Below are 24,059 nucleotides of genomic sequence, written 5' to 3' on the forward strand. Positions count from 1 at the left end.
AAGTGCGGCCCTAGCTACACTGTGGCACGCACGGCGGCCGGCAGAGGGATGACAGCGCACGAGCGTGGACGCCGCACGGGGGCACCGGCGCACCGCGCGTGGCGACGGCGCGATGCCGGCCGCGACCGCGAGCCCCGCGCGCTTCGCACTCGCGCTGGCCGGCTACGGCCTGTTCGGCGTCGGCTACATCGGCTACATGACGTTCATCGTCGCGCTGCTGCGCGGCGCGGGGATGAGCGGCACGGTGGTCGCCGCGTTCTACGTGATGCTTGGCGTCGCGACCGTCGTGTCGGCGCGGCTGTGGTCGGGGCTGCTCGACCGGATGCGCGGCGGCCAGGCGCTCGCCGCGCTCAACGCGCTGCTCGGCATCGCGACGCTGATGCCGGCGATCTTCGTGCATCCGGTGGCCGCGTTCGCATCGGGCGTGCTGTTCGGCGCGACGTTCCTGTCGGCCGTCGCGTCGACGACGGCCTTCGTGCGCCACAACCTGCCGCCCGACGGCTGGGCGAAAGGGATCAGCGCGTTCACGACGGTCTTTGCGTTCGGGCAGATCGCCGGGCCGGTCGCGATCGGCTGGGTGTCGGACAGCGCGGGGCTCGCGCGCGGGCTCGTGTATTCGGCGCTGACGCTGTTCGCGGGCGCCGCGCTCGCGGCCGGGCAGCGCGCGTTGCGGGCCGCCGCGTAATCACGCGCGATACGCGCCATTCATCGCACGCACGCCGTGCGCGACACGCGATGAAACGCACGGCTGAAGTAGATCAGGCTGTCGCCGTCGTCGCGCACGCGGATCGACGTTGCCTCGATGAACATCACCGAATGCGAGCCGACTTCCTTCATGTCGGCGATCGTGCCCTGCAGGCTCGCGAGCGCGTCGCGCAGCACGGGCACGTCCTGCTCGCCGCGATCCCACACGGGCAGTTCGAAGCGCCGCTCCATCGGCAGGTCGGTGAGCCCCGCGAAGTGCCGCGCGAGTTGCTCGTGTTCGGCCGGCAGCACATTGATGCAGACGTGGCGATTGCGTTCGAACGCCGCACGCATCGCGCTCGACCGGTTGAGGCACACGAGCAGCGTCGGCGGCGTGTCGGTGACGGAGCACACGGCGCTCGCGGTGATCCCGCAGCGGCCGTGCGGCCCGGCGGTGGTGATCACGTTGACGGCCGCGCCGAGGTGGGCCATCGCTTGCCGGAAGGCCTTCTGCGCGTCGGTCGGCTCGACGCGTGCCGGTCGCTGGATATCGGTCGTGGAAGACATGGGCACTCCTGAGTGGACGTAAGCGGCGATCGTGCGGGGCTGCCGGGGCAGCGCCGGAACGCCGACGATGACCCAAGCGTACGTCGCGAATATGCGGACGACCATTCGCACGATTGACGATGGAGATGGCGTTCTCGCCAACGCGTCTAAAGGTTCTACCTAGATGCGCGCCGAACCGCATGAAAAAAAGCGCGATTGCGCGTTCGTGCGGCCCGTGAAGGGGTTTTCAGCGGGTTTTCGGCTCGTTATGATGTGCCGCGCACCCCCAGCGAACGACGTGCGCGACGTGCCGGCAACCGGCCCCGTATGCGGCGCGTGCGATCCCGATACCGATACTCAGCGAGACACCCGCGATGACGTCACCCGCACCGATCGTATACATCGTCGACGACGACAGCGGCATGCGGACGTCGCTCGCGTGGCTGCTCGAATCGGTCGGCATCGCGTCCGAAGGGTTCGCGAACGCCGCCGATTTTCTCGCGCGCTTCGACGTGAACCTGCCCGCGTGCCTGGTGCTCGACGTGCGGATGCCGGAGAAGAGCGGCTTCGACGTGCAGGCGGAACTGAACGCGCGCGGCGCGACGCTGCCGGTGATCTTCGTCAGCGGGCACGGCGATATCCCGATGTCCGTGCGCGCGCTGCAGAACGGCGCGATCGATTTCGTCGAGAAGCCGTACAACTCGCAGCAGATGCTCGAGCGCGTGCAACGCGCGCTGCGGCTCGCACAGCAACGGCATGCGGTGAGCCAGCGTCACCGCGAGCTGCGCCAGCGGCTCGATGCGCTGACCGCGCGCGAGAAGGAAGTGCTGCGCGGCGTGGTGGACGGCAAGGGCAGCAAGCAGATCGCGTCGGATCTGTCGATCAGCGTGAAGACCGTCGACGTGCATCGCGCGAGCATCAAGGAGAAGCTCGGCGCGACGTCGATCGCCGCGCTCGTGCGCGACGTGATGGTCGTGTGGGGCGACGGCGGGGAAGCGCCGCGCTAGGATACGTTCCCCTGTCCGGAGAAGTTCGTTCGCGGGCCGGCGCATAGGCGGCCGTTGGCGTGAACCGGCCCCGAGCGTCGCAGGAAACGCGACGAGGCCGTCGCGCTCAACGCATGTACAACCCGCCGTTGATGTCCCAGCATGCGCCGTTCGCGAAATGCGCGTCGCCCGACGCGAGCAGCACGGCGGCATCCGCCACGAAGCCGGCCGAGCCGAGCTTGCCGCCCGGCAGGCTCGCGAGCACCTGGCGCAGCTTCTCCGGCGCGACGCTCTCATACACGATCGGCAGGTCGAGCGGGCCCGGCGAGATCGCGTTGACGGTCACGCCCTGTGCAGCGAGATCGCGCGCGAACACCTTGGTCAGCGTCAGCGTGCCGCCTTTCGCAGCCGCGTAGTGGGCGCCCGTCGCCGAGCCGCCGTTCTGTCCGGCCAGCGACGCGATGTTGACGATACGACCCGCGCCGCGCGTCGCGAAATACTGGCCGAACACCTGGCAGCCGAACAGCACGCTGCGCAGGTTCACGTCGATCACCTGGTCGAACTGCTCGGCCGTGATCTCCATCGCGGGCACGACCTTCGATGCGCCCGCATTGTTGACGAGCACGTCGATCGTGCCCCAGCGCGCGACGAGCGTATCGCGCGCGGCTTCGAAATCGCGTTTCGACGTGACGTCGAGCGGCAGCGCGATCGCGCGTGCGCCGCTCGGGTCGAGTTCGCGCGCATGCGCCTGGATGGCGTCGGCGGCGATATCGGCCAGCGCGACGCGGTAGCCGGCCGCATGAAAACGTTCGGCGATGACGGCGCCGAGCCCGCGCGCGGCGCCGGTGACGAGGACGACTCGGTCTGACATGGTGCGTGATTCCCTGGTTCGCGAGCGCGTGCAGGATGCAGCCGCGCCCGCATCGTGGTTCATGCGGCGAGCGCCGCTTCGAAGTGTGCCGCGATCGCGCAGACCTGCTCGTCCGCGCCCTTGCGCCCGACGATCTGCAGGCCGGCCTTCAGCGGCGAACCGGCCAGCGGCAGCGGCAGGCTGAGCGCCGGATGGCCGCTCAGGTTGAACGGCCGGATCAGCGACGACATCGCGATCACCGATACGCCGTCGCGTGCCTGCTGCAGCGTGATCGGCAGCGCGGGCAGCGTCGGCAGCACGAGCACGTCCGCGTGTTCGAGTGCGGCGTCGATCTGTGCGGTGAAGCGGGCACGCACGGCTTCGGCTTCTTTCAATGCCGCAGGGGTGGTCGTGGCGGCCGCACGCAGTCGCGCATCGAGGTCGGCGCCAAGTTTGCCGGTCGCGACCAGATGGCCGAACGCGCGCGACGTTTCCGCGTTGATCACGGTGAGCCCTGCCGCGAATGAAGCCGGCATGTCGTCGAGCACGACCGCCTGCGAGCGCAGGCCCGATGCGCGCACGGCCGCGTCGAGCGCGGCGGCGATTGCCGGATCGGCGTCGACCGTGATTTGCGCGACCGTGCAGCCTGCGGCAGAGGCCGCCGCTTGTGCACGATCGAAGCCGGGCGCGATCGCAGCCATCACCGCAACCAGCGTGCGGATATCGCGCGCGAACGGCCCGACGCAATCGAGTGTCGTTTCGACGGGCGCGACGCCGCGCCGCGACACGCGGCCGAACGTCGGCTTCAGCCCGGCCACGCCGCAGCAGGCGGCCGGCCCGCGGATCGAGCCGCCCGTGTCGGTGCCGAGCGCCGCATCGACCGTGCCGAGCCCGACGAGCGAAGCGGAGCCGCTCGACGAGCCGCCCGGAATGCGCGTCGCATCCTGCGGATTGACGGGCGTGCCCGTGTAGCCGTTGATGCCGGTCATGCCGAACGCGAGCTCGTGCATGTTCGCCTTGCCGGCGATCTGCCAGCCCGCGTCGAGCAGCAGGCGGACCACGTCCGCGTGTCGTTCGGCCGGCGGTGCGTCGGCAAGCGCACGGCTCGCCGCGCGGGTCGGATGGCCCGCGATGTCGATCGTGTCCTTGATCGCGATCGTGGGGCCGGGGCCGCCGAGCGTGAAGGTGTCGATGAAGCCTGTCATGGTCGATGTCGTGAGCAAGCGTTGGAAAGGATCAGGAATCAGGACCGTGGCGCGGCGGCGAGCGGCCACGGGCCGTCGAGCACGCGTTCGGTGCGGAAATGGCGGATCAGCCACGCAGCGCCGTTAGCGGCCGGCGCGAAATCGACGGTCAGCCTCGCGGCGATCAGCTCGGCCGTGCCGTCCGCGTAGCGCGACGCCTGCAGCATGATCCAGCGGCCGCGCGCGCTCGCATGGCCGGCGCCGATCTCGATCGACTCCGACGTCAGGAAGTGCAGGTTGGTCGAGAAATGCGGATCGGGCGGCAGGTAGCGGCCCAGCATCGCGACGATCGCCGCCGTGCCTTCGAGGCGGCCGAACTTGCGCGCGTACTGCGGGCCGATGCCTTCCCACACGGCGTCCGCCGTGAACAGCGCCGCGAGCGGCGGGCCGTCGCCGGCCTCCTCGGGCACGTCGCACAGCGCCATGTAGCGCGTGATCGTCGCGCGCACCGCGCGCTCGGCATCGAGCGCCGCCATGCGCTGCGCGAGCGCGTCGATCAGGCCGGGGGACAGGTCGGTCATCGCGCGCCTCACGCCGCGGGTTTCGCGGCCGGCGGCACCGTCAGCGCACGGCCGACGCGTGCTTCGATCTTGCCGTAGCGCCACAGGTTGTATTCGCCGACCGGCGTCGTGCGATACAGGTTGCACACGGCGACCGTCGTGTCGAAGTCGGCGACGTCGGCCATGATGTAGAAGGTCCACGGCGCACCGTCGGCCTGGCCGACCACGAGTCGGTCGTCGTCCATCACGCCGAGCACGCGCACGCCAGGCATCGCTTCGACGGCGGCGAGCATCGCGCCGTACGCCTGCCACACTTCGCCGATCTTCTCGCGCGGCAGGTCGAAGAAGTTTTGCGACACGCCGCAGCAGAACAGGACGCGCAGCGGCAGCGGATTCGAATCGGACATGTGAAGTTCTCCAGAGGAATCGGTTGGATGTACGAGCCGGCCGGCAAAGGCGTTTCGGCATCGGCTCCATGCGTGTTCAAACAGGCTTCGGTTGGCGCAGGTCACAGATAGCCGGGAAACGGCGTGACGCCGGTGAACACCGCGCCGGCGCCGTCGAAGTTGCCTTCGGCGAGAAACGCGTGCTGCGTGACGACCATCGCGTCGCGCAGCAGCCGCTGCAGCGGATGCGACCGGTAGATCGCTGCCGTGCCGCCGAGGCGGTATGCGCGTTCGACGACGCTCGCGCCTTCGCGTGCGATCTGCGTGGCCGCGAGCCGCAGCAGGCTGACCTGGTCGGGCGTCACGGGGTTGCCCGCGAGAATCGATTGCCACACCGTGTCGGTCGCGTCGTAAAAGAACGCGCGTGCCGAGCGCAGCTGCGCCTCGGCCTTCGCAAGCTCGATGCGGAAGTACGCGCGATCGGCAAGGCGCGGCGCGCCGGTCGTCGTCTGGCGGCCGCCCGACATCCGGTTCACGACGTCGAGCGCCGCGCGTGCGAGACCGAGGTTCACGACGGCCAGCACCTGCGCCGCATACGCGACGGTCGGGTAGCGGTACAGCGGCTCGTCGACGGTCGGCTCGCCGCCGCGCACGAAGGTCCATGCTTCGGGCACGAAGCGATCGTCGACGCGCAGGTCGTGGCTGCCGGTGCCCTGCATGCCGACCACGCTCCAGTTCTCGACGATCTCGACGTCGGCGGCGCGGAACACGGCCGTGCGCGGCTTGTTCGGCGCGGCGTCCTGCGCGCCCGGCACGGCGATGCCGACGCCGAGCCAGTCGGCACCCTTGCAGCCGCTCGCGAATTTCCACGTGCCGTTCACGCGCCATCCGCCCGGCGCGGGCTGGGCCGGCTGCACGGGAAACAGGCCGCCTGCGAACACCTGGTCGGGGCCGCTCGCATACAGCTCGGCCTGGGTCTCGAGCGGCAGCGCGGCGAGATACACGTTCGCGGAGCCGAAGCTCGCGACCCACGCGGCCGAGCCGTCGGCGGTCGCGATCCGTTCGATCATGTCGAGGAACGCGGTCGGCGCGAGCGCATCGCCGCCGAAACGGCGCGGCGTGCCCGCGCGATAGATGCCGGCCTGCTTGAACAGCGCGATCACGTCGCGCGGCACGTGCGACAGGCGGTCGAATTCTTCGCGGCGCGCGGCGACGGTCTCGATCACGGCGTCGAGCGGCGACAGCCGGGCGGCCGGTTCGCCGGCCGCATGGAGGGCGTTCGGTGCGGTATCGAGGGCGAGGGCGGCGTGGGGCATGGCTGTCTCCTGGGGCGTGGGGGTCGAATGTGGGGTGGTCAAGACGATGGAGCCAGTCTAGAAACGCCGAAAACGCGCAGCAATTGGTGCGTTGGGCCGTGCGACTGGTGACGTTCCGTGCCGCACTAAAGAAATCTTCAGATGCGGGCGGCGCGCGCCGGTGCTATGTTGGGTTTCCGGTCGCGCGATGCCGCGCGGCCTCATCCGAAGCCGATCATGAGTTTTCCCGACGAAGACGATTTCCACCGGCTGCTCGACGCACTGACGACCTGCGTGCTGCTGCACGATGCGCACACCAAGGCGATCGTGTGGGCGAACCGCGCTGCGTGCATCGCGCTCGGTTTTTCCGTCGAGGAGCTGCTGCCGCTGAAGGCGCCGGACATGACGCGCCCCGAACCGAAATACCAGCGCGAGATCGCCGTGAGCGCATGGGATCGCGCGCTCGTCGACGGGCCGCAGGTGTACGAGTGGTGCTACCGGTCGCGCACGGGCGTCGACATGCTGTCCGAGGCGACCGCTACCTACGTGCCGCTGCGCGGGCGCGACGTCGTGATGGTGCAGTTCCGCGACATCAGCGCGGAAGAAGCGGTGCGCCAGCAACTGCGCCGCTACGAGGCGCGGCTGCGCGAGTTCATGCAGGATCTCGACGAAGGCATCGCGGTCGTCACGCCGCACGGCGGCGTGCAGTTCATCAGCGAGTCGGGCCGCCGCGTGCTGGGGCTCGCGCCCGACGAAGCGCTCGGCGAGGTGCTCGACTACTGCTCCGAGGCCGATCGCGACCGGCTCGTCGCGCAACTGCGCGATGCGCCGTCCGCGTATCCGTCCGCGCCGCAGCGCTACCGGATCGTGCGGCGCGACGGCTCGCCGTGCTGGCTGCGCATCCTGTGCCGGCAGGTCGAGATCGAGGACGATCTCGACGGGCTGCTCGTGCAGTTCCGCGACGTGAGCGACGAAGTCGCGATCGAGGACGCCCGCCGTGCCGAAGCGCGCATGCTCGAACACGCGGGCCGCTACAACGCGATGGGCGAGATGGCGAGCGTGATCGCGCACGAGCTGAGCCAGCCGCTCGCGGCCGTGCGCAATTTCATCGAAGGCGCGGTGCAGCGGCTGAACGGGCGCGGCGCGATCGACGATGCGATCTGGGGGCTGCGCAGCGCGGACCGGCAGGCCGAGCATGCGGCGCTGATCATCAAGAGCGTGCGGGAATTCATCGTGAAGCGCGAGCCGGTCGTCGCGCTCGCCGACCTGCGCGACATCCTCGCGGACGTCGCGTATTTCATCGCGCTGCGCGCGAAGGAGGCCGGCGTGACGGTCACGATCGTGCAGGCCGAGGCGCCGCTGCCGATCCGCTGCGAGCGCGTGCTGATCGGGCAGGTGATCCTGAATCTCGCGTTCAACGCGATCGAGGCGTTCGCCGGTTGCGAACGCGTGCCGCGCACGCTGACGCTCGGCACCGCGAACGTGGGCGGGCATGCCGAGCTGCGCGCGATCGACAACGGCCCGGGCATCGCGGCCGGCGCGCACGATCGGCTGTTCGACGGCTTCTCGTCGTCGAAGGCCGGCGGCAACGGGATCGGGCTGTCTCTGTGCAAGAGCATCGTGACGCGCCACGGTGGCCGGATCAGTGCGAGCCCGGCCGATGGCGGCGGGCTCGACTGCCGCGTGACGCTGCCGCTCGCCGTTGAACACGCGTAGCCGCTGCATCGCGTCACGTGCGTCACGGCCGGGCGACGCGCTATGCACGATCAGCGCCCCAGCGCCCGCGCGGTCTGACCGCCGATGCCGAAGTCGGTGTTCGGAATGTCCTTGATGATCACGCGTGTGGCCTGCAGCGGCGCATCGAGCACGTTCGCGCCGGCAGCGGACAGCGCGGCGATCAGCGCGCGCTTCTGTTCATCGGTGCGGCCGGCGATCAGGATCGCGACGATCACGGGCAGCGACGGCGGCGCGCCGTCCGCGGCGCTGCGGCCGCCGAGGCCGATGTGCGTCGCGGGCAATTCGGTCAGCAGCACGCGCACCGATTCGATCGGCGCGCCGATCGCGTCGACGGTCGCGCCGGTCAGCCGTGCGATCAGTTCGGCCTTGCGAGCGTCGTCATGGCCGGCTGGCAGGAAAACGTCGAGTGTGGGCATGGTCGTCCGGAAAGGTGAAGGTCACCGGTTCACCGTTGCATTGGCGATGGCGAATCGGTGGCCGCTTACAGGTGAAGGTGGCCGGCTCACCGTTGCGTTGGCGATGGGCGAACGGGTGGCCGCTCACGGGTGAAGGTGACCGTTTCACCGTTGCGACGGCGAACCGGCGGCCGCTTACAGCAGGAAGCCGATCGCGCTGAGCGCTTCGGTCGAGTCGATCAGGCGCACGACCTTCCCGGCGATCCGCATCTCGCCTTCGGCATCGACGTGCAGCTTGTGCGTGACGTCGGCCGCGAACAGCGTCGCGACGCCGCGCTTGTACGCGACGACGACCTGCGCCGATTTCAGCTCGACGGTATCGGCGCTGCCGCTTTCCAGCGTGAAGCGCGACACGGTGCGCACCGTGCGCGCCGCGTCGGTTGCCGACGCCGAATAGCCGGACACCATCCGCTGCACGCGTTTCTCGCGCATGTCCTGGTCGTCGAACACGTAGTTCAGCGTGGCGGCGAAGTCGGTCGCGTCGGGATCGATCGGCACCACGTAGTGGCCGGCCGGTTCCCACAGGTCGAGCCATGCGCGATAGTCGCGGCGGTCGAGCATCTCGGCTTCGCGCCACACGAATTCGACCGCGCGGGCGAAGGTCTGCTCGGAAAAGAGGGCGTTGCGGTCGTCCATCATTGCTGCTCCATCATCGTGCGCCATTGCTGGTAGGCCTCGCGCATGCCGGTCTCGTCGGTCGCATGCGCGGTCTTTTCGCCGTTCGCGGCGGTCGTCTCGCGGTTCAGCCCGCGATTCACGAGGATCGGCACGTCGGGGCCTGCATGTGCGCCGCGTTGTACGCGCTCCCACGCTTCCGCGTCGTCGGGGCTGCCGAAGCCGAACGGGCCCTGGAAGTGCTCGTGGATGCGCAGCCGCTCGCGGTTCGCTTCGTCGGGGCCGCCGTCCATCGCGAGCGCGACGTGGCGGATCTCGGTTTCGTTCGCGGAGATCGGCCGCAGCACGCGGAAGAACGCCATCGACAGCGCGAGGTTCGGGAACAGGTTCAGGTTGAAGCCGACGCCCATCAGCGAGCGCACGATGCGGCGCACTTCTTCCGGCGCGTGGCGCTCGGCGAGCTTCGCCGCGAGCGGTGCGAAGCGCTCGGGCAGCGGCGCGCCGTCGTCTTCGTCGAGGTCGATCAGTTCGGGCATCAGTACCGCGAGGCTGTGGCCGTTGCCGAGCCCGCGGCAGAACGCGTCCTCGCTCGTCATGAAGCTCGTGATCGCGGCGGCCGTCTCGTCGTCGATCGACTTCATCCACGACTTGTGCACGACCGGGAAGTGATAGAGGTCGGTCGTGTTCTCGAGCTGGATCTTCCAGTTGCCCTTGAACTTGAACTTGTGCTCGCCGTTCGCCTTGATCGGGTAGCCGGCGCCCTGTTTCATGAACAGGTCGATCCACGGCTTCGCGCCGCCGAGGAAATCCTCGAGCGGTTCGATCGCATCGTTGAAGCTCGCGAAGATCAGCCCCTGGTACACGCCGACGCGCAGCTTCACGAGCGGCAGGTCGCCTTTCTCGCACACGCCTTCGTAGCCGTCGCCGTACGGGAGCGCGCGCAGCGTGCCGTCGAGCGCGTACGACCAGCTGTGATACGGGCACGTGAAGCCCTTCGCGTTGCCCTTGTGCGATTCGCACACGGTCGCGCCGCGATGGCGGCAGCGGTTCTGCAGCACGTTGATCTCGCCGGTCTTGTCGCGCACGACGATCACCGGCTGGCGGCCGATCGTCGTCGTGATGAAGTCGCCCGGGTTCGGCAGCTCGCTTTCGTGCGCGACCCAGATCCAGGTGCGGTAGAAGATGCGATCGAGCTCGGCTTCGAACAGCGCGGGATCGTGGTACATCGCGGGCGCGATACGGTCGGGTTGCGCGAGGCCGTGCAATGCACGGGTATCGATCGTTTGGTAGGGAATGTCGCTCATCGTTGTCGTGGGGAAGGAGTCGCGAAATCGGGGCCGCGCCGCGCGCGGTATCGAGTACCCAGTCTCGTCTCCCACTACATATCCGTCAAATTGATCTAAAATTGGACGGTCAATAAATACGGCAAATGATGGAGGCTACGATGACATCGGTCGATCATCTCGATCTGAACCTGTTGCGCGTATTCCAGGCGATCGTCGAGGAGCGCAGCCTGACGAAGGCCGGCGAGCGGCTTGCGCTGTCTCAGCCGGCCGTCAGCTATTCGCTCGGCCGGTTGCGCACGCTGTTCGACGATCCGCTGTTCGTGCGCACGCGCTCGGGCATGCAGCCGACACCGGTCGCGCTTGAACTCGCGGGGATCGTCGGCAAGGCGCTCGACATGGTGCGCGCGGCGCTGCGCTACGCGGAGCGTTTCGATCCGGCCACCAGCACGCGCACGTTTCGGCTGTCGTTGTCGGACGCAGGCGAGATGGCGTACCTGCCGGCGATCTGCCAGGCGCTGCGCGAGCGCGCGCCGCGCGTGATGCTGAGCGTGCAGCCGCTGCCGGTGGAGGAGATCGAGGAAGCGCTGCGCGCGAGCCGGCTGGATTTCGCGATCGGCAACCTGCCGGAACTGATGCCGCGCACGCGACACCAGACGCTGTTCGAGGAAACCTATGTGTGCATGACGGGCCGACGGCGCGGGCTGCCGAGCGGCGGCGCGCTGAGCCTCGACCAGTTCGTGCGCGCCGCGCACGTCAACGTGAAATCGGTCGAGCACAGCCACCACGCGCTCGACGATGCGTTGCGTGCGCAGGGCGTGGGCCGCAACATCGCGCTCGAAGTGCCGCACTTCGTCGCGCTGCCGAGCGTGCTGTCGGTCACCGATCTGTATGCGACGCTGCCGAAGCGGCTCGCGCAGATCCTGAATCGCGACAATGCGTTCCGCCTGTATGACCTGCCCGTCACGCTGCCGCCCGCGCCGGTGACGATGCACTGGCACGAGCATTTTCATGAAGACGAGGGCAACGCGTGGATGCGCACGCTGCTCGCCGAGCTCGTCGAGCGGTTCGACGACGCGTGACCGATGAGGTCGCGAGCAACACATGGATGTACGCATTGCCGGCCGAGCAGGTCGGATGGAGCGACGACACGTGACTCATGACGACGCGGGCCGCGCGGATGCGCACGCTGCTTGTCGAGTTCGTCGAGCGTTTCGACGACATGTGATCCACGAGGGCGAGGGCAACGCGTCGGAGGCGCGGTTGCTGACCGACTGCGTCGAGCGGCTCAATGGCGCGCGACGTCTTTAACGGACGTCGCGTGCCGCGTGCATCAGAGATCGAGCACCAGCACCGCCGAGCGCGCCCGCGACACACAGCAGCAGATCACCGTATTGCTCGCGCGCTCGGCTTTGCTGAGACAGTGGTCGCGATGATCGGGCTCGCCGTCGATCACGGGCACCATGCAGGTGCCGCACACACCTTCGCCGCATGACGTGTCGACTTCGACGCCGATGCGCGCGAGCGCGTCGACGATCGACGTGTCGGGCGTGACGCGTACCGATTGCCCGGTGCGCTGCAGGCGCACCTCGAAACCGTCGGCGGCCGGGCCGGCGCCGGCATCGGCGTTGCCCGCATCGGCGCCGGCCGGCTCCGCCGCGAAGCGTTCGAGATGGATCGACTCGTCGGGCAAGCGCGTCGCGGCTGCCGCGACGACCGCATCCATGAACGGCCCCGGGCCGCACGTATAGACGTGTGCGTGCGCGTCGACCGCTTCGACGCAGCGGCCCAGTTCGGCCGCGAGCGCGTCGGGTTCGATCCCGTAGTGGAACGTCACGTGCGACGCGAACGGCTCGGCCGACAGTTCGGCGACGAAGGCCGCATGCTCGCGGCTGCGTGCGAAGTAATGCAACCGGTAGCGCGCGCCGCGCTTGTGCAGCGCATACGCCATCGACAGCAGCGGCGTGATGCCGATGCCGGCCGCGATCAGCACGTGCTCGCTCGCGTCGTCCGTCAGACGAAACAGGTTGCGCGGCGCGCCGATCGACAGCTCGGCGCCGACGGTCACGTCGTCGTGCAGCGAACGCGAGCCGCCGCGCGACTGCGCTTCCTTCTTCACCGCGAACAGGTAGCTGCCGCGCTCGTCGGGGTTGCCGCACAGCGAGTACTGCCGCGTGACGCCGGATGGCGCGGTGACGTCGATATGAGCACCCGGTTCGTACGCGTCGAACGGCTGGCCGTCGACGCGCGAAACCCGGAAACAGCGGATGTCCTGCGCCGCGTCGATCAGCGCGTCGATCCGGACTTGGTGGCGGTTCGCTTGCATGGGTCAATCCGTGGGGGTGGAGGAACGCGGCGCGGCAGATACCGCGCCGTCATGCGATCGAGAATAGGGACGGGCATCGCATAAATCAAATCGATTAAAAAGCGATTCATTAATCAGTGTCATGGATGATGGTCGGGCGACCGATCGCGCCCGATGTTCAGCGCGCGGCGATCGCGTTGCCCGCCTCGGCCGCCTGCGGCGCCGCCGCCGACGCATGGCCGCGTTCGCGATCGAGGCTGCGGCGATAGTGCCGGCACCCGGCGGCAAGCAGCAGCGCGGCGAGCGTGGCCGCCGCGACGTTGACGATCGACATCGAGTGGCCGACCGCCGCCGGCGCGCCGAACACGCGATCGGTGAACAGCGCGACGACGGTCGTCCCGATCCCCAGCGCGATCAGGTTCGACACGAGCAGGAACAGCGCGGAGATCTGCGCGCGCATCTGGTTCGGCGCGAGCGTCTGCATCGCGGCGGTCGACGTCGGCATCGGGAACGACGCGAAGAACATCGCGACGACGAGCATCGCGAGCGAAGCAGGCAGCGAGTCGAGTTGCGTAAACAGCGTCGCGGGGATCACCATGCACGCGGCGCCGATCGCGCCGGCACGCATCGGCGCATCGTCGCGGCCGCGCCGCAGCAGCCAGTCGTTGAGCCAGCCGCCGCAGAATACGCCGGCCGTGTTCGCGACCAGCAGCACGATGCCGAGCGTGTAGCCGGCTTCGACGGCCGTCATCCCGAAGTGGCGGATATAGAACGCGGGCGTCCAGCTCAGCAGGCAGTAGAGCGTCATCGCGTAGAACGAGAAGCCGAGGTAGTGGCACGAGAAGGTGGCGCGATGGGTGCCGACGAAGCGCAGCGAATCGCGCATCGACACGCGCCGCACGGCGCCCGAGCGATCCTGCGCGAGCCCCTTGCGCTGCGGGTCGCGCACGGTCGCGGCGAACAGCAGCGCGACCAGCAGCCCCGGCAGCCCGACGATCAGGAACGTGACCTGCCACGCATGCACCTGCCCGACCACCGGCAGCGTGAATGCGCTCGCATGCTTGAGCAGCGCGATCACGTAGCCGCCGATCAGGAACGCGACACCGCCGCCGATGAACGAGCCGAGCGAATACACGGCGATCGCGCGCCCGAGCTTCTCCTTCGGGAAGTAGTCGGCGAGCATCGAATACGCGCCGGGCGACAGTGCGGCCTCGCCGACGCCCACGCCCATGCGCGCGATGAACATCTGCACGAAATGCTGGCTGAGCCCGCACGCGGCGGTCGCGACGCTCCACAGCGCGATGCCGATCGAGATGATCCGCGGGCGCGCGTAGCGGTCGGCGAGATACGCGACAGGCAGCCCCATCACCGCGTAGAACAGCGAGAACGCGAAGCCGTTCAGCAGGCTGAACTGCGTGTCGGACAGGTGCAGGTCGCGCTTGATCGGTTCGATCATCAGCACGAGGACCTGGCGGTCGACGAACGAAAAGACGTACGCGAGCATGCAGATGACGACGACATACCATTCGTACGTATAGCGCTTGCCGTCGGCAGCGCGGGCCGTGGATGCGGACATGCGGATTCTCCAGGAGCGGGCGGTGGAAACGCGCGGCAGCGGCCTGGCGGGCCGGGCGCCGTCGCGGCGCGAAAGCGTGCGGGGGCACGTGTCGGAGACGCAGCGTAGTCAGCCAAATTCGGCCGCCATAGCCGGAGTGACAGCGGCGCCACACGGGCATTTACCGACCCGGATAAAGAAAACACCGAGGCCGTGCGCGCGGAGCGCCGCACGGCGCCCTTGCGGCGGGGCGCGCGCACATCATGCGGCGCATCTATAAGCGTTATAGAGCCCGTTGCGTCGACGTCCGAAATTGTCGTTCCTAGACTCGGCCCGTTTTTGATCGGCAGCGTTGGCCCTTCGCGGCGAACGCGCTTCACACCACGCGGCGCGAGGCTGACCGGCGCCGGAAACTCTACGGGACGACGACGATGAACCAACCGAACGGGCGGGCCGACCGGCTTGCCGTACCGCTTGCCGCGCTGCTTGCCTGCGCGGCGCTGCCCGCATTCGCGCAATCGAGCGTGACGCTCTATGGCCGCGTCGACACCGCGATCGAATACGCGAACGCCGGGCCGAACCACGTGACGCGCATGGGCAGCGGCAACCTGTTCGCATCGCAATGGGGGCTGAAGGGCGTCGAGGATCTCGGCGGCGGCTACGCGACGATCTTCAAGCTGGAGGACGGCTTCAACGCGGCGAGCGGTGCGCTGTCGAACAGCAGCGCGCTGTTCGGCCGCGAGGCATGGGTCGGCATCACGGGGCCGTTCGGCGGCGTGCAGTTCGGCGAGCTTTACACGATCCTGCACACGACGCTCGTCACGTACAGCCTGCCGGGCCTCGGCGCGGGGCTCGCATGGGGCAACGCGACGAACAACTTCGTCGGGCCCGCGTTCCTGCGCGTGCGCAACTCGATGCGCTACACGTCGCCGCGCTACGCGGGCTTCATGCTGCGGGCGATGGCCGCGCGCGGCACCAACGGCGCAGCCGGGCAGCCGGCGACGCTCGGCGATACGTACGGTGCGGGGCTCAACTACGTGCGCGGCGGACTGTCGGTCGACGTCGACTATATGCAGCAGAAGTTCAGCCCGGTGGCCGCATCGGCGCTCGGCGTCACGAGCACGGCCGCGAACGGCAACTACACGCTCGGCGCGATTTCGTACGATTTCCGCGTCGTGAAGGTTGCCGCGCTGTACATGCGCCATCGCGGCGGCCCCGACGTCGCGACCGCGATCGACAGCCAGAGCGCGTATCCGCACAGCGACATCATGGAGCTGAGCGCGACGGTGCCGATCGGGCGTGCGTCGCTGCTGCTGAGCGTCGGCCACTACCGCAAGGTTGCGGACAGCGACGGCAACGCCGATTCGTACGGCATTCGCTTCGACTATCCGCTGTCGAAGCGTACGGTGCTGTACACGGGCGCGGCGATGGTGCGCAACGGCGCGCATGCGCGCTTCGTCGTCAACGGCGCGGCGGGCGGCGGTGTCGCGGTCGCCAAGCCGGGCGCGACCGCCAGCTCGATCGTCGCGGGCATCCTCACATCGTTCTGACCGTTTCGGCCGCCCCGCGCCCGTGCGCGTACCCGCTTGCGCCGCTACGCGCAGGCGGGCGGCTGCGGCGCGAGCCATGCGTCGAACGGCGCCAGTTCGCCGATGTTGAACAGTTCGAGCAGCAGCGCGCGCAGCCAGCGATGGCCGGGGTCGGCGTCGAAGCGCCGGTGCCAGTACGCATTGACGGCCCATTCGCCCGCACCGGCGATCTCGTACAGCGCGCACGGCTGCCGCGCCGCGAACGTGATCGCGATCGTCTCCGGCAGGATCAGCGCATAGTCGCCGTCCTGCAGCAGCGCAGGCACCACCATGAAGTCGGGCAGCGCCGCGCGCACGCGCGGCATCAGCCCGTGCCGTTCCAGCAACTGCATCGATTGCGGATGCGACGTGATCGCGACGAAGCGCAGCGTGTCGGGCGCGGTGCCATCGAGCACGTAGTCGTCGGGCAGCGCGACGCGCTGCGCGGTGCGGCGCGGCATCAGCAGCACGCAGCGCTCGTGCAGCAGCGCGGCGCGCTGGAAGTGGCTCGACGCGTCGGCGAAATGCCCGAGCGCGAAGTCGATGCGCCCCGATTCGAGCGCGACGTTGAGCTGGCATTCGTCGACGTGCAGCGTCTCGATCACCGCGCCCGGCGCGCGGCGGTCGAATGCGGCGAGCAGCGTCGGCAGGAACGCGCTCGCCGCGAAATCGCTCATGTGCAGGCGGAACACGCGCTGCGTGCTGTCGGGCGTGAAGCGTGAACCTTCGTCGAGCACGTGCTGCAGGATTGCGAGCGCCTTGTCGACCGACAGCGCGAGCCGTTGCGCGCGCGGCGTCGGCTCGACGCCGGTGCCGGTGCGCACGAACAGCGCGTCGCGGAACATCAGCCGCAGCCGGCCGAGCGCGTAGCTGACGGACGGCTGCGTGACGCCGAGCCGCAGCGCCGCGCGGCCGACGTGCCGCTCCTCGTAGACCGCGCGAAACGTCTTCAGCAAGTTGAGATCGAGATCCTGCACGCGCAGTTCGGACGGGTCGCTGTCGTGCGGCGCGGATTCGGCGCGGGCCGGGGCCGCCGGGCGGCCGGTTGCGGAGTGCGTCATCGGGGTTGCCTCGCGGTGACGGAAGGCGCGTGGCCGTAACGCCGCGCATACGCCTTCGCGAAATGGCCGAAGCCATGGATGCCGTGTGCGATCAGCACGTCCGTCACGCTGCGCGCGTCGCCGCGTTGCAGCGCCGCGTGCACGGCGGCGAGCCGGCGTTCGCGCACGTAGGCGGCCGGTGTGGTGTGCAGGAACGCGCGGAACGCGTGCTGCAGCGTGCGCGGCGCGACGCCCGCGATGGCCGCCAGCGCGGCGAGTGCGAGCGGTTCGCCGAGGTGCGCATCGACGTGATCGCACGCGCGACGCATGTATGCCGGCAGCGGCGGCGTGCCGCGCGCGAGCGCATCGCTGTACGAATGCGGCAGATGCGTGAGCAGCAGCGACATCAGCCACGCGGTGAGGTCGGCGCCGAAGGTCGTCGCGGCTGCACCGATGCCCGGCTGCGCGCCGAGCCGGCACAGGTATTCGAAGGTCGGCAGCACGAGCGCGGCGCCCGCGCCGGCACCGCCGGCCGCGAGATCGAACTGCAGCGGCCGCGTGAGCGTGGCGTGCAGCATGTCCTGCAGCTTGCGTTCGAGCGGGCCGCGTTCGAGCCGCAGCACGAGGTTGCGGCAATCGGGGCTCGTGCTCAGGCGGCTCGCGAGCGCGGGCGACGACACGGTCAGCGCGCCGGGGCCGGCGCGCGCGACGATGCTGCCGGCCTGTAGCTCGCAGGCACCGGCGAGCGTCAGCCTGAACAGGAAGTGACCGGCATCCCCGCCGAAATCGATGCGCGTTTCGCGGCCGTAGCAGAGTTCGAGCAACGCGCCGTGATGCAGCGGCACTTCGTACAGCTCCGCATGAAACGGATCGCGGCCGCGTGCAGCCATCCGGTGCGGCCCGAGCCGGTGCGCGACCGCGCGTTCGACTTCGTCGGGGGCGTGCAGCGTGCCGAGCCGGTTCGGCGCATGGCGGGATAGGGCGATATCCATACACGAACCTCGTAGCGGATGCGGGGGCGCGGCGGCAAGCGCATCGCCGCGATTGCGTTGCGCGAACGGGCGTGCCGTTGCGCGTTTTGAAGCGACGCGGGGCAGGCGGCCGCGTAGTCTCGGAGACACTCAATCACCGGGAGAAGACGATGAAGGTATGTGTTCTGGGCGGCGGCCACGGCTGCCATGCGGCGGCCATCGACCTGCTCGAGAAAGGTCATGACGTGACGTGGTGGCGGCGCGACCGCGAGCCGCACGCGCGGCTGCGCGAGCTCGGCGTGCTGAACGTGACCGACTATCGCGGCACGCGCGCGGTGCCGCTCGGCGATGCGCCGGGTGCGATCCGCCTGACCGGCGATCTCGCGGCCGCACTGCGCGGCGCGGAGCTTGTCGTGGTACCGCTGCCTGCCACGTCGCACGACGCGCTCGCCGCGCAGGTCGCGCCGCTGCTGGAGGACGGCCAGGTCGTGTTCCTGCCGCCCGGCACGTTCGGCAGCTTCGTGTTCGCACAGGCGGCGGCCGATGCCGGCAACCGTTCGCGCGTCGCATTCGCCGAGACGGGCACGCTCCCGTACCTCGTGCGCAAGCATGGCGACAACGACGTCGTGATCAGCGCGTACGCGACGCGTCTGCCGACCGGCGTGTTTCCGGCGAATGCGGCCGGCTGGGCGTTCGACGTGCTGCGCGCAGGCTATCCGTCGGTCGAGCCGGTCGAGGATGCGTTGTCCGGTGCGTTGATGAATGCGGGGCCCGTGATCCATCCGCCGCTGATCCTGATGAACGCCGGGCCGCTCGAACACTTCGACGCCTGGGACATCCACAACGAAGGCACGCAGCCGTCGATCCGCCGCGTGACGAACGCGCTCGACGCCGAACGCATCGCGGTGCGCGAAGCGCTCGGCTACCGCGCGCCGCATTTTCCGCTCGCGGATCACTACGCGGCAGAAGGTGACGAATGGATGTACGGGCGCGGCGCGCACGGCAAGCTGACCGATAGCGGCGACTGGCGCGAGAAGATCGATCTGCGGTCCCATCGCTACATGCTCGAAGACACCCGGCTCGGGCTGTCGTTCATCGTGTCGTGCGGGCGCTGGGCCGGCGTGCCGACGCCGGTTGCGCAGGGGCTGTTGAGCATCGCGAGTGCGGTCGCGGTGCGCGACCTGTATGCGGAAGGGCGCACGCTGGAGCGGCTCGGGATCGCGGTGCTGTCGAAGGACGCGATGCGTGCGCTGCTCGACAACGGAGTCGCGGGAGTATCGGCATGAGCGCGGCTGCCGATGTGACGCGTGTACACGTGCTCGGCGCGGGACGCATGGGGCAGGGGATCGCGCTCGTGTTTGCCTTTGCCGGAATCGACGTGACGCTGATCGACTTCAAGCGGCGCGATGCGGCTGGCCAACGCGCGTTCGCCGATCGCACCCGCGACGAGATCGCGAGGCCGCTGCACGCGCAGGTTGCGCTCGGCCGCATCGACGCCGCGCAGGCCGCTGCGGCCGTCGCGCGCATCGCGATCGTTGCACGGGATGGTGCTGCCGAAGCAGTGCGCGATGCGGACGTCGTGTTCGAGGCGCTGCCCGAAGTGCTCGATGCGAAGGCCGACGCGTTGCGCTGGCTCGGCGAGCATGTCGATGTGCACGCAACGATTGCGTCGACCACGTCGACGTTCGTCGTCACCGAATTGCAACGCCATGTCGCGCACCCGGAACGGATGCTGAACGCGCACTGGCTGAATCCGGCGCTGCTGATGCCGCTCGTCGAGATCAGCCGTAGCGACGCAACCGACCCGTCGGTGGTCGATGCGCTCGCCGCGCTGCTCGAACGCGTCGGCAAGAAGCCGGTGATCTGCGGGCCGGCGCCCGGCTACATCGTGCCGCGCATCCAGGCGCTCGCGATGAACGAGGCCGCGCGGATGGTCGAGGAAGGCGTCGCGAGCGCGGAGGATATCGACGCGGCCATCCGCACCGGTTTCGGCCCGCGCTTCGCGGTGCTCGGGCTGCTCGAATTCATCGACTGGGGGGGCTGCGACATCCTGTATTACGCGTCGCAATACCTGGCGGGCGAGATCGGCCCGCGCTTCGCGCCGGCTGCGAGCGTCGTACGGAACATGGAAACCGGGCGCGATGGGGTACGCACGGGCGCGGGCTTCCACGACTATGCGAACGTGGACGTGCCCGCGTACATGCGGCAGCGGCTCGGCGAATTCGCGCGGCTGCTCGATCACCTGGGACTGGCGCCGGTCTTCGATGGCGGGCGGCGCAACCCGGGCGCGTAGCCCGGACGACGCGGCGATGTGCGCTCGCGGTGCCGCGCAAGCGCGCACATCGCGTCGGGAACCGGTGCGTCGCTCGCCCGCCGGCAAGGGCACGGGCACGGGCGCCGGCACGGGCGTGGCGGCCGGCGCGGGCCGCGCGCTCATGCCGAATCGCCGCGCGTGTCGGCGGCCGGTGCGACGCGCGTCTCGCGCATCACGCACAGCGTCGCGACGGTCACGAGGCCGAGCGCAATGAGGAACAGCGATACGGGCCACGATGCGTGATAGCGCGCGAGCAGCGCGGTCGCGATCAGCGGCGACATCCCGCCCGCGAAGATCGACGCGACTTCATGCCCGAGCGCGACGCCCGAGTAACGCACCTCGGTGCTGAACAGCTCGCCGACGAGCGCGGGCAGCGTGCCGATCATCGCGCCGTGGCTTACCGCCGTGCCGACCGTGAGCGCAAGCCACACGAGCGGCGTCGCGCGCGTATCGAGCAGCCAGAAGAACGGGAACGCGCATGCGACGAGGCTCAGTGCGCCGATCAGGTACACGGGCTTGCGGCCGATCCGGTCGGACAGCCGGCCCCACGCGAGCATCGCGCCCATCTCGACGATCATCGCGATCATCACGCCGGTCAGCATCACGCCGTTCGGGATGCCGACGTATTTGCCGTAGACGAGCGAGAACGCGAGGAAGATGTACGCGCCGCCGTTCTCGGCCACGCGCAGCCCCATCGCGAGCAGGATTTCCTTCGGGTGGCGGCGGAGGCACTCGACGATCGGCAGATGCGTGTGCGCGCCGCGCTTGCCGGCCTGCTCGAAGTCGCGGCTTTCCGGCAGATGGCGGCGAATATAGATGCCGATCGCGAAGATCACGATGCTCGCGAGGAACGGCAGCCGCCAGCCCCACGTGCGGAATGCGTCGTCCGGCAGCGCCTGTGCGGCGAGAAACGCGGCCGAAGACAGCACGAAGCCGCCGCCCACGCCGAGCTGGCTCCACGCGGCGTAGTAGCCGCGCTGTTCCGGCGGCGCGTTCTCGCTGATCATCAGCACGCCGCCGCCCCATTCGCCGCCGGACGCGATGCCTTGCAGCAGGCGCAGCACGACGAGCGAGGCCGGCGCCCACACGCCGACCTGCGCATAGGTCGGCAGCAGTCCGATCGCGAAGGTCGACGCGCCCATGATCAGCAGCGTCCACACGAGCGACGCCTTGCGCCCGTAGCGATCGCCGACGTGGCCGAACACGATTCCGCCGAGCGGCCGCGCGACGAAGCCGAGCGCGAAGGCCGCGAATACGGCCAGGCTGCCCGCGAGCGGCGATGCGCCGGGCGGGAAGAACACATGGCCGAACACGAGCGCGGCGGCCGTGCCGTATACGAAGAAGTCGTACCACTCCATCGCGTTGCCGGCGACGGAGGCGATGACGATCCGGCGCAGCTGCCGGTCGGCGAGCGGCCGGGCGGCGCTCAGGGATTGCACGGTGTCGGTCGGGACCATGGCGGACTCTGAAGGGGGGCGGGCGCGTGCCGTCTTTGCAGCACTGCGGGCTAGTGTTGTCGGCACCGTGCCCCCGGTCAAATCCGCAGAAAAAGGGGAGGGTCATCACTCCGGCTGATGATGGTCATGCGGCGCGCGGCCGTGCCCGCGCGCCGGCATGCCGTTACCGCTCGATCTGCCGGTTCCAGCGCGTATCCCATTGCGCGCGGCGCGCGTTGATCGCCGCCCAGTCGACCACCGTCACCTTGCGCACCAGATCATCGACGTTGCCGAGGCTCTGCTGCATCGCGGCGGGCATCTTCGCAAGCCGGTTGGTCGGGATCTGCTTGCCGGCTTCGGCCGCCTTCGTCTGCGCGGATGCGGACAGCAGGAACTGCGCGAGCTTCTGCGCCAGTTGCGGATCGGGATTGTTCGCGACCACGCACAGGTCGACGAGCAGCAGCACCGGCCCTTCCTTCGGGTTCGCGTACGCGACCGGAATGCCCTTGTCCTGGAGGTCGCCGACGCCGGTCGGCGTGAGCGGGAACAGGCCGGCTTCGCCGGTCTGCACCATCTCGGAGATCTTCGCCGAGTTCGGGATGTACTCGACGACGTTCGGCCCGACCGTGCTCGCCCACTTGCTGAAGCCGGGCTCGACGTTCTGCTCGCTGCCGCCGAGCAGCCGGTTGATCGCGAGGAAACCATGCAGCCCGAACGTGCTGCTCGACGCCGACTGGAACACGACCTTGCCCTTGTATTTCGGATCGGCGAAATCCATCCACGACGTCGGCGGCGCCCAGCCTTTTTCCGCGAACAGCTTCTTGTTGTACGCGATGCCGGTCATTCCGAGCTGCACGCCCGCGCCGACGTCGTCCTTCATCCGCGCGAACGGGTACAGCTCCTTGAGCACCGGCGAATCGTCGAGCTTCTGGCACACGCCGAGGCTGACCGCACGCGCCATCACGCCGTCGTCGAGGAACGCGACGTGGATCTGCGGCTTGTTGCGGTTCGCGAGCAGCTTCGCGAGCACGTCCGACGACGTGCCGGGCACGACGACGACCTTCACGTTGTTCGCCTTCTCGAAGTCGGGCAGCACCTGGCTCGTATAGGCCTTTTCCATCGGCCCGCCGTTCATGCCGACGTAGATCGTCTTCGTTTGCGCGAACGCGGGTGCATTCGCGCCTGCGATGCAGAGGGCGGCGGCCGCCGCGATCGTTCCGAGCAGTTTCATCTTTGGGTTTCCTCTTGGGGGAAAGGGATGGTCGGTGTGGCTTGCGGTGCGAAACGGCCGATCGAGAACGCATCGAGCGGCGTGGCGGTTTCGCCGGTCGTGACGAGATCGGCGAGCACGTCGCCGACGCCCGGCGCGAGCAGGAAGCCGCCACCGGAAAAACCGAATGCATGCAGCAGGCGCGGCGTCGTGCGGCTCGCGCCGATGATCGGGTTGTGGTCGGGCGTGCAGCCCTCGACGCCGCTCCATGTGCGGATCAGCAGCGCGTCGCGCAGCGCGGGCAGCAGTGCGCAGGCGTCGCGCATCACCGCGCGCGTCGTATCGACCGACGGCTGGCCGAACTCGCCGTCGCCGCGGCCGCGCCCGCCGCCGATCACGCAGTTGCCGCGCGCGACCTGCCGCGCGTACACGCCGCCGCCGTACACGCCGAGGTTGTGCGCGATGAACGGCGGCAGCGGTTCGGTCACCCACATGTTCGGGTAGATCGGCTCCATCGGCACGGCTTCGCCGAAGCGCTCGGCGATCGTGTTCGCCCACGCGCCGGCCGAATTGATCAGCCACGTCGACGTGCACGCGCGGCCGCCTGCGTGAAAGTGGAAGCGCGTGCCGTCGTGGTGAACGTCGCCGACCGGCGTGTGCTCGAACACGTCGGCGCCCGCCGCGCGGGCCGCGCGCGCGAACGCGGGCGATACGAGGCGCGGGTTCGCATGACCGTCGGTCGCGCATAGCGAACCGCCGAGCGCTGCGCGGCCGAGCCACGGATAGCGGCGGCGGAACGCGTCGCCGCGCATCACCTGCAGCGGCAGGCCGTGCTCGCCGGCGAGCGTCGCGTACGCGTCGAGCGCGTCGAGATCGGCGTCGCTGCGCGCGAGCCGCAAATGGCCCGACACGACGAATTCGCCGTCGATGCCGATCAGCTCGAGCAGGCGATCCCAGATGCGCCGCGCGCGCAGCGCGAGCGGCAGTTGTTCGGCCGGGCGGCCCTGGCAGCGCACGCCGCCGTAGTTCACGCCGCTCGCCTGCGCGCCGCAGTCGCGCCGCTCGAACAACCCGACGCG

General features: G+C 69.3%; 22 protein-coding genes and 1 pseudogene. 7 read left to right on the forward strand and 16 right to left on the reverse strand.

The window, feature by feature from the left end; translation table 11 throughout:
- Positions 1-103: 103 nt before the first annotated feature.
- Positions 104-685 (forward strand): annotated as a pseudogene (locus G3N64_RS31475) (YbfB/YjiJ family MFS transporter); the annotation flags it as partial.
- Positions 686-705: 20 nt separating this feature from the next.
- Here G3N64_RS31475 and hpaC read toward each other — a convergent pair.
- Positions 706-1,251, reverse strand: a complete 546-nt coding sequence (gene hpaC / locus G3N64_RS31480) for a 4-hydroxyphenylacetate 3-monooxygenase, reductase component (protein ID WP_205787652.1) — start codon at positions 1,249-1,251, stop codon at positions 706-708.
- Between the two features lie 353 nt (positions 1,252-1,604).
- Here hpaC and G3N64_RS31485 point away from each other — a divergent pair, with 353 nt between their 5' ends.
- A complete protein-coding gene (locus G3N64_RS31485) occupies positions 1,605-2,237 on the forward strand; it encodes a response regulator (RefSeq protein ID WP_205787653.1) in 633 nt (210 codons plus the stop codon).
- Positions 2,238-2,343: 106 nt separating this feature from the next.
- Here the strand turns inward: G3N64_RS31485 and G3N64_RS31490 are convergent, their stop codons facing one another.
- From G3N64_RS31490 to G3N64_RS31510, 5 genes are all read right to left on the reverse strand, one after another.
- The gene (locus G3N64_RS31490) at positions 2,344-3,087 is read right to left on the reverse strand and encodes an SDR family oxidoreductase (protein ID WP_205787654.1); all 744 of its coding nucleotides are present in this window, start codon (positions 3,085-3,087) and stop codon (positions 2,344-2,346) included.
- 59 nt (positions 3,088-3,146) lie between these two features.
- Positions 3,147-4,271 (reverse strand): amidase, encoded by a 1,125-nt coding sequence (locus G3N64_RS31495; RefSeq protein ID WP_205787655.1) that lies wholly within the window; start codon positions 4,269-4,271, stop codon positions 3,147-3,149.
- Positions 4,272-4,309: 38 nt separating this feature from the next.
- Entirely contained in the window at positions 4,310-4,831 is a 522-nt protein-coding gene (locus G3N64_RS31500) for a nuclear transport factor 2 family protein (RefSeq protein WP_205787656.1), read from the reverse strand.
- A gap of 8 nt (positions 4,832-4,839) precedes the next feature.
- Positions 4,840-5,217 (reverse strand): hypothetical protein, encoded by a 378-nt coding sequence (locus G3N64_RS31505; protein ID WP_011356094.1) that lies wholly within the window; start codon positions 5,215-5,217, stop codon positions 4,840-4,842.
- Positions 5,218-5,318: 101 nt separating this feature from the next.
- Positions 5,319-6,512 carry an acyl-CoA dehydrogenase family protein gene (locus G3N64_RS31510; RefSeq protein ID WP_205787657.1) on the reverse strand — a complete coding sequence of 398 codons (1,194 nt, stop codon included), beginning with the start codon at positions 6,510-6,512 and terminating at the stop codon, positions 5,319-5,321.
- Between the two features lie 141 nt (positions 6,513-6,653).
- Here G3N64_RS31510 and G3N64_RS31515 point away from each other — a divergent pair, with 141 nt between their 5' ends.
- Positions 6,654-8,207 (forward strand): ATP-binding protein, encoded by a 1,554-nt coding sequence (locus G3N64_RS31515; protein ID WP_205787658.1) that lies wholly within the window; start codon positions 6,654-6,656, stop codon positions 8,205-8,207.
- A 50-nt stretch (positions 8,208-8,257) separates the two neighbouring features.
- Here G3N64_RS31515 and G3N64_RS31520 read toward each other — a convergent pair whose 3' ends face one another.
- The 3 genes from G3N64_RS31520 to G3N64_RS31530 form a co-directional block, all read right to left on the reverse strand.
- Entirely contained in the window at positions 8,258-8,644 is a 387-nt protein-coding gene (locus G3N64_RS31520; protein ID WP_205787659.1) for a tautomerase family protein, read from the reverse strand.
- A gap of 174 nt (positions 8,645-8,818) precedes the next feature.
- Positions 8,819-9,322, reverse strand: a complete 504-nt coding sequence (locus tag G3N64_RS31525) for an aromatic-ring-hydroxylating dioxygenase subunit beta (protein ID WP_205787660.1) — start codon at positions 9,320-9,322, stop codon at positions 8,819-8,821.
- On the reverse strand, positions 9,319-10,602 hold the full coding sequence (locus G3N64_RS31530) for an aromatic ring-hydroxylating dioxygenase subunit alpha (protein WP_205787661.1): 1,284 nt from the start codon (positions 10,600-10,602) through the stop codon (positions 9,319-9,321). Before G3N64_RS31530 ends, G3N64_RS31525 begins: the two co-directional genes overlap by 4 nt.
- 140 nt (positions 10,603-10,742) lie before the next feature.
- Here G3N64_RS31530 and G3N64_RS31535 point away from each other — a divergent pair, with 140 nt between their 5' ends.
- A complete protein-coding gene (locus G3N64_RS31535) occupies positions 10,743-11,663 on the forward strand; it encodes a LysR family transcriptional regulator (protein ID WP_205787662.1) in 921 nt (306 codons plus the stop codon).
- A 251-nt stretch (positions 11,664-11,914) separates the two neighbouring features.
- Here G3N64_RS31535 and G3N64_RS31540 read toward each other — a convergent pair whose 3' ends face one another.
- Both G3N64_RS31540 and G3N64_RS31545 read right to left on the reverse strand, forming a co-directional pair.
- Entirely contained in the window at positions 11,915-12,907 is a 993-nt protein-coding gene (locus G3N64_RS31540) for a PDR/VanB family oxidoreductase (protein ID WP_205787663.1), read from the reverse strand.
- A 157-nt stretch (positions 12,908-13,064) separates the two neighbouring features.
- Complete coding sequence (locus tag G3N64_RS31545; protein WP_205787664.1) at positions 13,065-14,462, reverse strand: MFS transporter; 1,398 nt, start codon at positions 14,460-14,462, stop codon at positions 13,065-13,067.
- Between the two features lie 410 nt (positions 14,463-14,872).
- Here G3N64_RS31545 and G3N64_RS31550 point away from each other — a divergent pair, with 410 nt between their 5' ends.
- Positions 14,873-15,991: a porin gene (locus tag G3N64_RS31550; protein ID WP_205787665.1), complete on the forward strand. Its 1,119-nt coding sequence runs from the start codon at positions 14,873-14,875 to the stop codon at positions 15,989-15,991.
- Between the two features lie 44 nt (positions 15,992-16,035).
- Here the strand turns inward: G3N64_RS31550 and G3N64_RS31555 are convergent, their stop codons facing one another.
- Together G3N64_RS31555 and G3N64_RS31560 are read right to left on the reverse strand one after the other, a co-directional pair.
- Complete coding sequence (locus tag G3N64_RS31555; protein ID WP_205787666.1) at positions 16,036-17,070, reverse strand: LysR family transcriptional regulator; 1,035 nt, start codon at positions 17,068-17,070, stop codon at positions 16,036-16,038.
- Complete coding sequence (locus G3N64_RS31560; RefSeq protein ID WP_205787667.1) at positions 17,067-18,041, reverse strand: AraC family transcriptional regulator; 975 nt, start codon at positions 18,039-18,041, stop codon at positions 17,067-17,069. Before G3N64_RS31560 ends, G3N64_RS31555 begins: the two co-directional genes overlap by 4 nt.
- A gap of 149 nt (positions 18,042-18,190) precedes the next feature.
- On the opposite strand from G3N64_RS31560, the gene G3N64_RS31565 reads away from it, so the two are divergent.
- Together G3N64_RS31565 and G3N64_RS31570 are read left to right on the forward strand one after the other, a co-directional pair.
- The gene (locus tag G3N64_RS31565) at positions 18,191-19,306 is read left to right on the forward strand and encodes an NAD/NADP-dependent octopine/nopaline dehydrogenase family protein (RefSeq protein WP_205787668.1); all 1,116 of its coding nucleotides are present in this window, start codon (positions 18,191-18,193) and stop codon (positions 19,304-19,306) included.
- Positions 19,303-20,313 (forward strand): 3-hydroxybutyryl-CoA dehydrogenase, encoded by a 1,011-nt coding sequence (locus G3N64_RS31570; RefSeq protein WP_205787669.1) that lies wholly within the window; start codon positions 19,303-19,305, stop codon positions 20,311-20,313. Before G3N64_RS31565 ends, G3N64_RS31570 begins: the two co-directional genes overlap by 4 nt.
- Before the next feature lie 140 nt (positions 20,314-20,453).
- On the opposite strand, the gene G3N64_RS31575 is transcribed toward G3N64_RS31570, so the two are convergent.
- From G3N64_RS31575 to G3N64_RS31585, 3 genes are all read right to left on the reverse strand, one after another.
- Positions 20,454-21,791: an MFS transporter gene (locus G3N64_RS31575; RefSeq protein WP_205787670.1), complete on the reverse strand. Its 1,338-nt coding sequence runs from the start codon at positions 21,789-21,791 to the stop codon at positions 20,454-20,456.
- Positions 21,792-21,954: 163 nt separating this feature from the next.
- Entirely contained in the window at positions 21,955-23,001 is a 1,047-nt protein-coding gene (locus G3N64_RS31580; protein WP_205787671.1) for an ABC transporter substrate-binding protein, read from the reverse strand.
- Positions 22,998-24,059 (reverse strand): FAD-binding oxidoreductase (locus tag G3N64_RS31585; protein ID WP_205787672.1); only part of this gene is annotated, 1,062 nt, incomplete at its 5' end. The genes G3N64_RS31580 and G3N64_RS31585, both read right to left, overlap by 4 nt.

Origin of the sequence: Burkholderia sp. Ac-20344 (assembly GCF_017104975.1) — a bacterium.
Lineage (GTDB): Bacteria > Pseudomonadota > Gammaproteobacteria > Burkholderiales > Burkholderiaceae > Burkholderia.

Bases quoted from the DNA above. Each gene is read 5' to 3' on its own strand.
- hpaC (WP_205787652.1), bottom strand. From the start codon at position 1,251: ATGTCTTCCACGACCGATATCCAGCGACCGGCACGCGTCGAGCCGACC.
- G3N64_RS31485 (WP_205787653.1), top strand. From the start codon at position 1,605: ATGACGTCACCCGCACCGATCGTATACATCGTCGACGACGACAGCGGC.
- G3N64_RS31490 (WP_205787654.1), bottom strand. From the start codon at position 3,087: ATGTCAGACCGAGTCGTCCTCGTCACCGGCGCCGCGCGCGGGCTCGGC.
- G3N64_RS31495 (WP_205787655.1), bottom strand. From the start codon at position 4,271: ATGACAGGCTTCATCGACACCTTCACGCTCGGCGGCCCCGGCCCCACG.
- G3N64_RS31500 (WP_205787656.1), bottom strand. From the start codon at position 4,831: ATGACCGACCTGTCCCCCGGCCTGATCGACGCGCTCGCGCAGCGCATG.
- G3N64_RS31505 (WP_011356094.1), bottom strand. From the start codon at position 5,217: ATGTCCGATTCGAATCCGCTGCCGCTGCGCGTCCTGTTCTGCTGCGGC.
- G3N64_RS31510 (WP_205787657.1), bottom strand. From the start codon at position 6,512: ATGCCCCACGCCGCCCTCGCCCTCGATACCGCACCGAACGCCCTCCAT.
- G3N64_RS31515 (WP_205787658.1), top strand. From the start codon at position 6,654: ATGCGGGCGGCGCGCGCCGGTGCTATGTTGGGTTTCCGGTCGCGCGAT.
- G3N64_RS31520 (WP_205787659.1), bottom strand. From the start codon at position 8,644: ATGCCCACACTCGACGTTTTCCTGCCAGCCGGCCATGACGACGCTCGC.
- G3N64_RS31525 (WP_205787660.1), bottom strand. From the start codon at position 9,322: ATGATGGACGACCGCAACGCCCTCTTTTCCGAGCAGACCTTCGCCCGC.
- G3N64_RS31530 (WP_205787661.1), bottom strand. From the start codon at position 10,602: ATGAGCGACATTCCCTACCAAACGATCGATACCCGTGCATTGCACGGC.
- G3N64_RS31535 (WP_205787662.1), top strand. From the start codon at position 10,743: ATGACATCGGTCGATCATCTCGATCTGAACCTGTTGCGCGTATTCCAG.
- G3N64_RS31540 (WP_205787663.1), bottom strand. From the start codon at position 12,907: ATGCAAGCGAACCGCCACCAAGTCCGGATCGACGCGCTGATCGACGCG.
- G3N64_RS31545 (WP_205787664.1), bottom strand. From the start codon at position 14,462: ATGTCCGCATCCACGGCCCGCGCTGCCGACGGCAAGCGCTATACGTAC.
- G3N64_RS31550 (WP_205787665.1), top strand. From the start codon at position 14,873: ATGAACCAACCGAACGGGCGGGCCGACCGGCTTGCCGTACCGCTTGCC.
- G3N64_RS31555 (WP_205787666.1), bottom strand. From the start codon at position 17,070: ATGACGCACTCCGCAACCGGCCGCCCGGCGGCCCCGGCCCGCGCCGAA.
- G3N64_RS31560 (WP_205787667.1), bottom strand. From the start codon at position 18,041: ATGGATATCGCCCTATCCCGCCATGCGCCGAACCGGCTCGGCACGCTG.
- G3N64_RS31565 (WP_205787668.1), top strand. From the start codon at position 18,191: ATGAAGGTATGTGTTCTGGGCGGCGGCCACGGCTGCCATGCGGCGGCC.
- G3N64_RS31570 (WP_205787669.1), top strand. From the start codon at position 19,303: ATGAGCGCGGCTGCCGATGTGACGCGTGTACACGTGCTCGGCGCGGGA.
- G3N64_RS31575 (WP_205787670.1), bottom strand. From the start codon at position 21,791: ATGGTCCCGACCGACACCGTGCAATCCCTGAGCGCCGCCCGGCCGCTC.
- G3N64_RS31580 (WP_205787671.1), bottom strand. From the start codon at position 23,001: ATGAAACTGCTCGGAACGATCGCGGCGGCCGCCGCCCTCTGCATCGCA.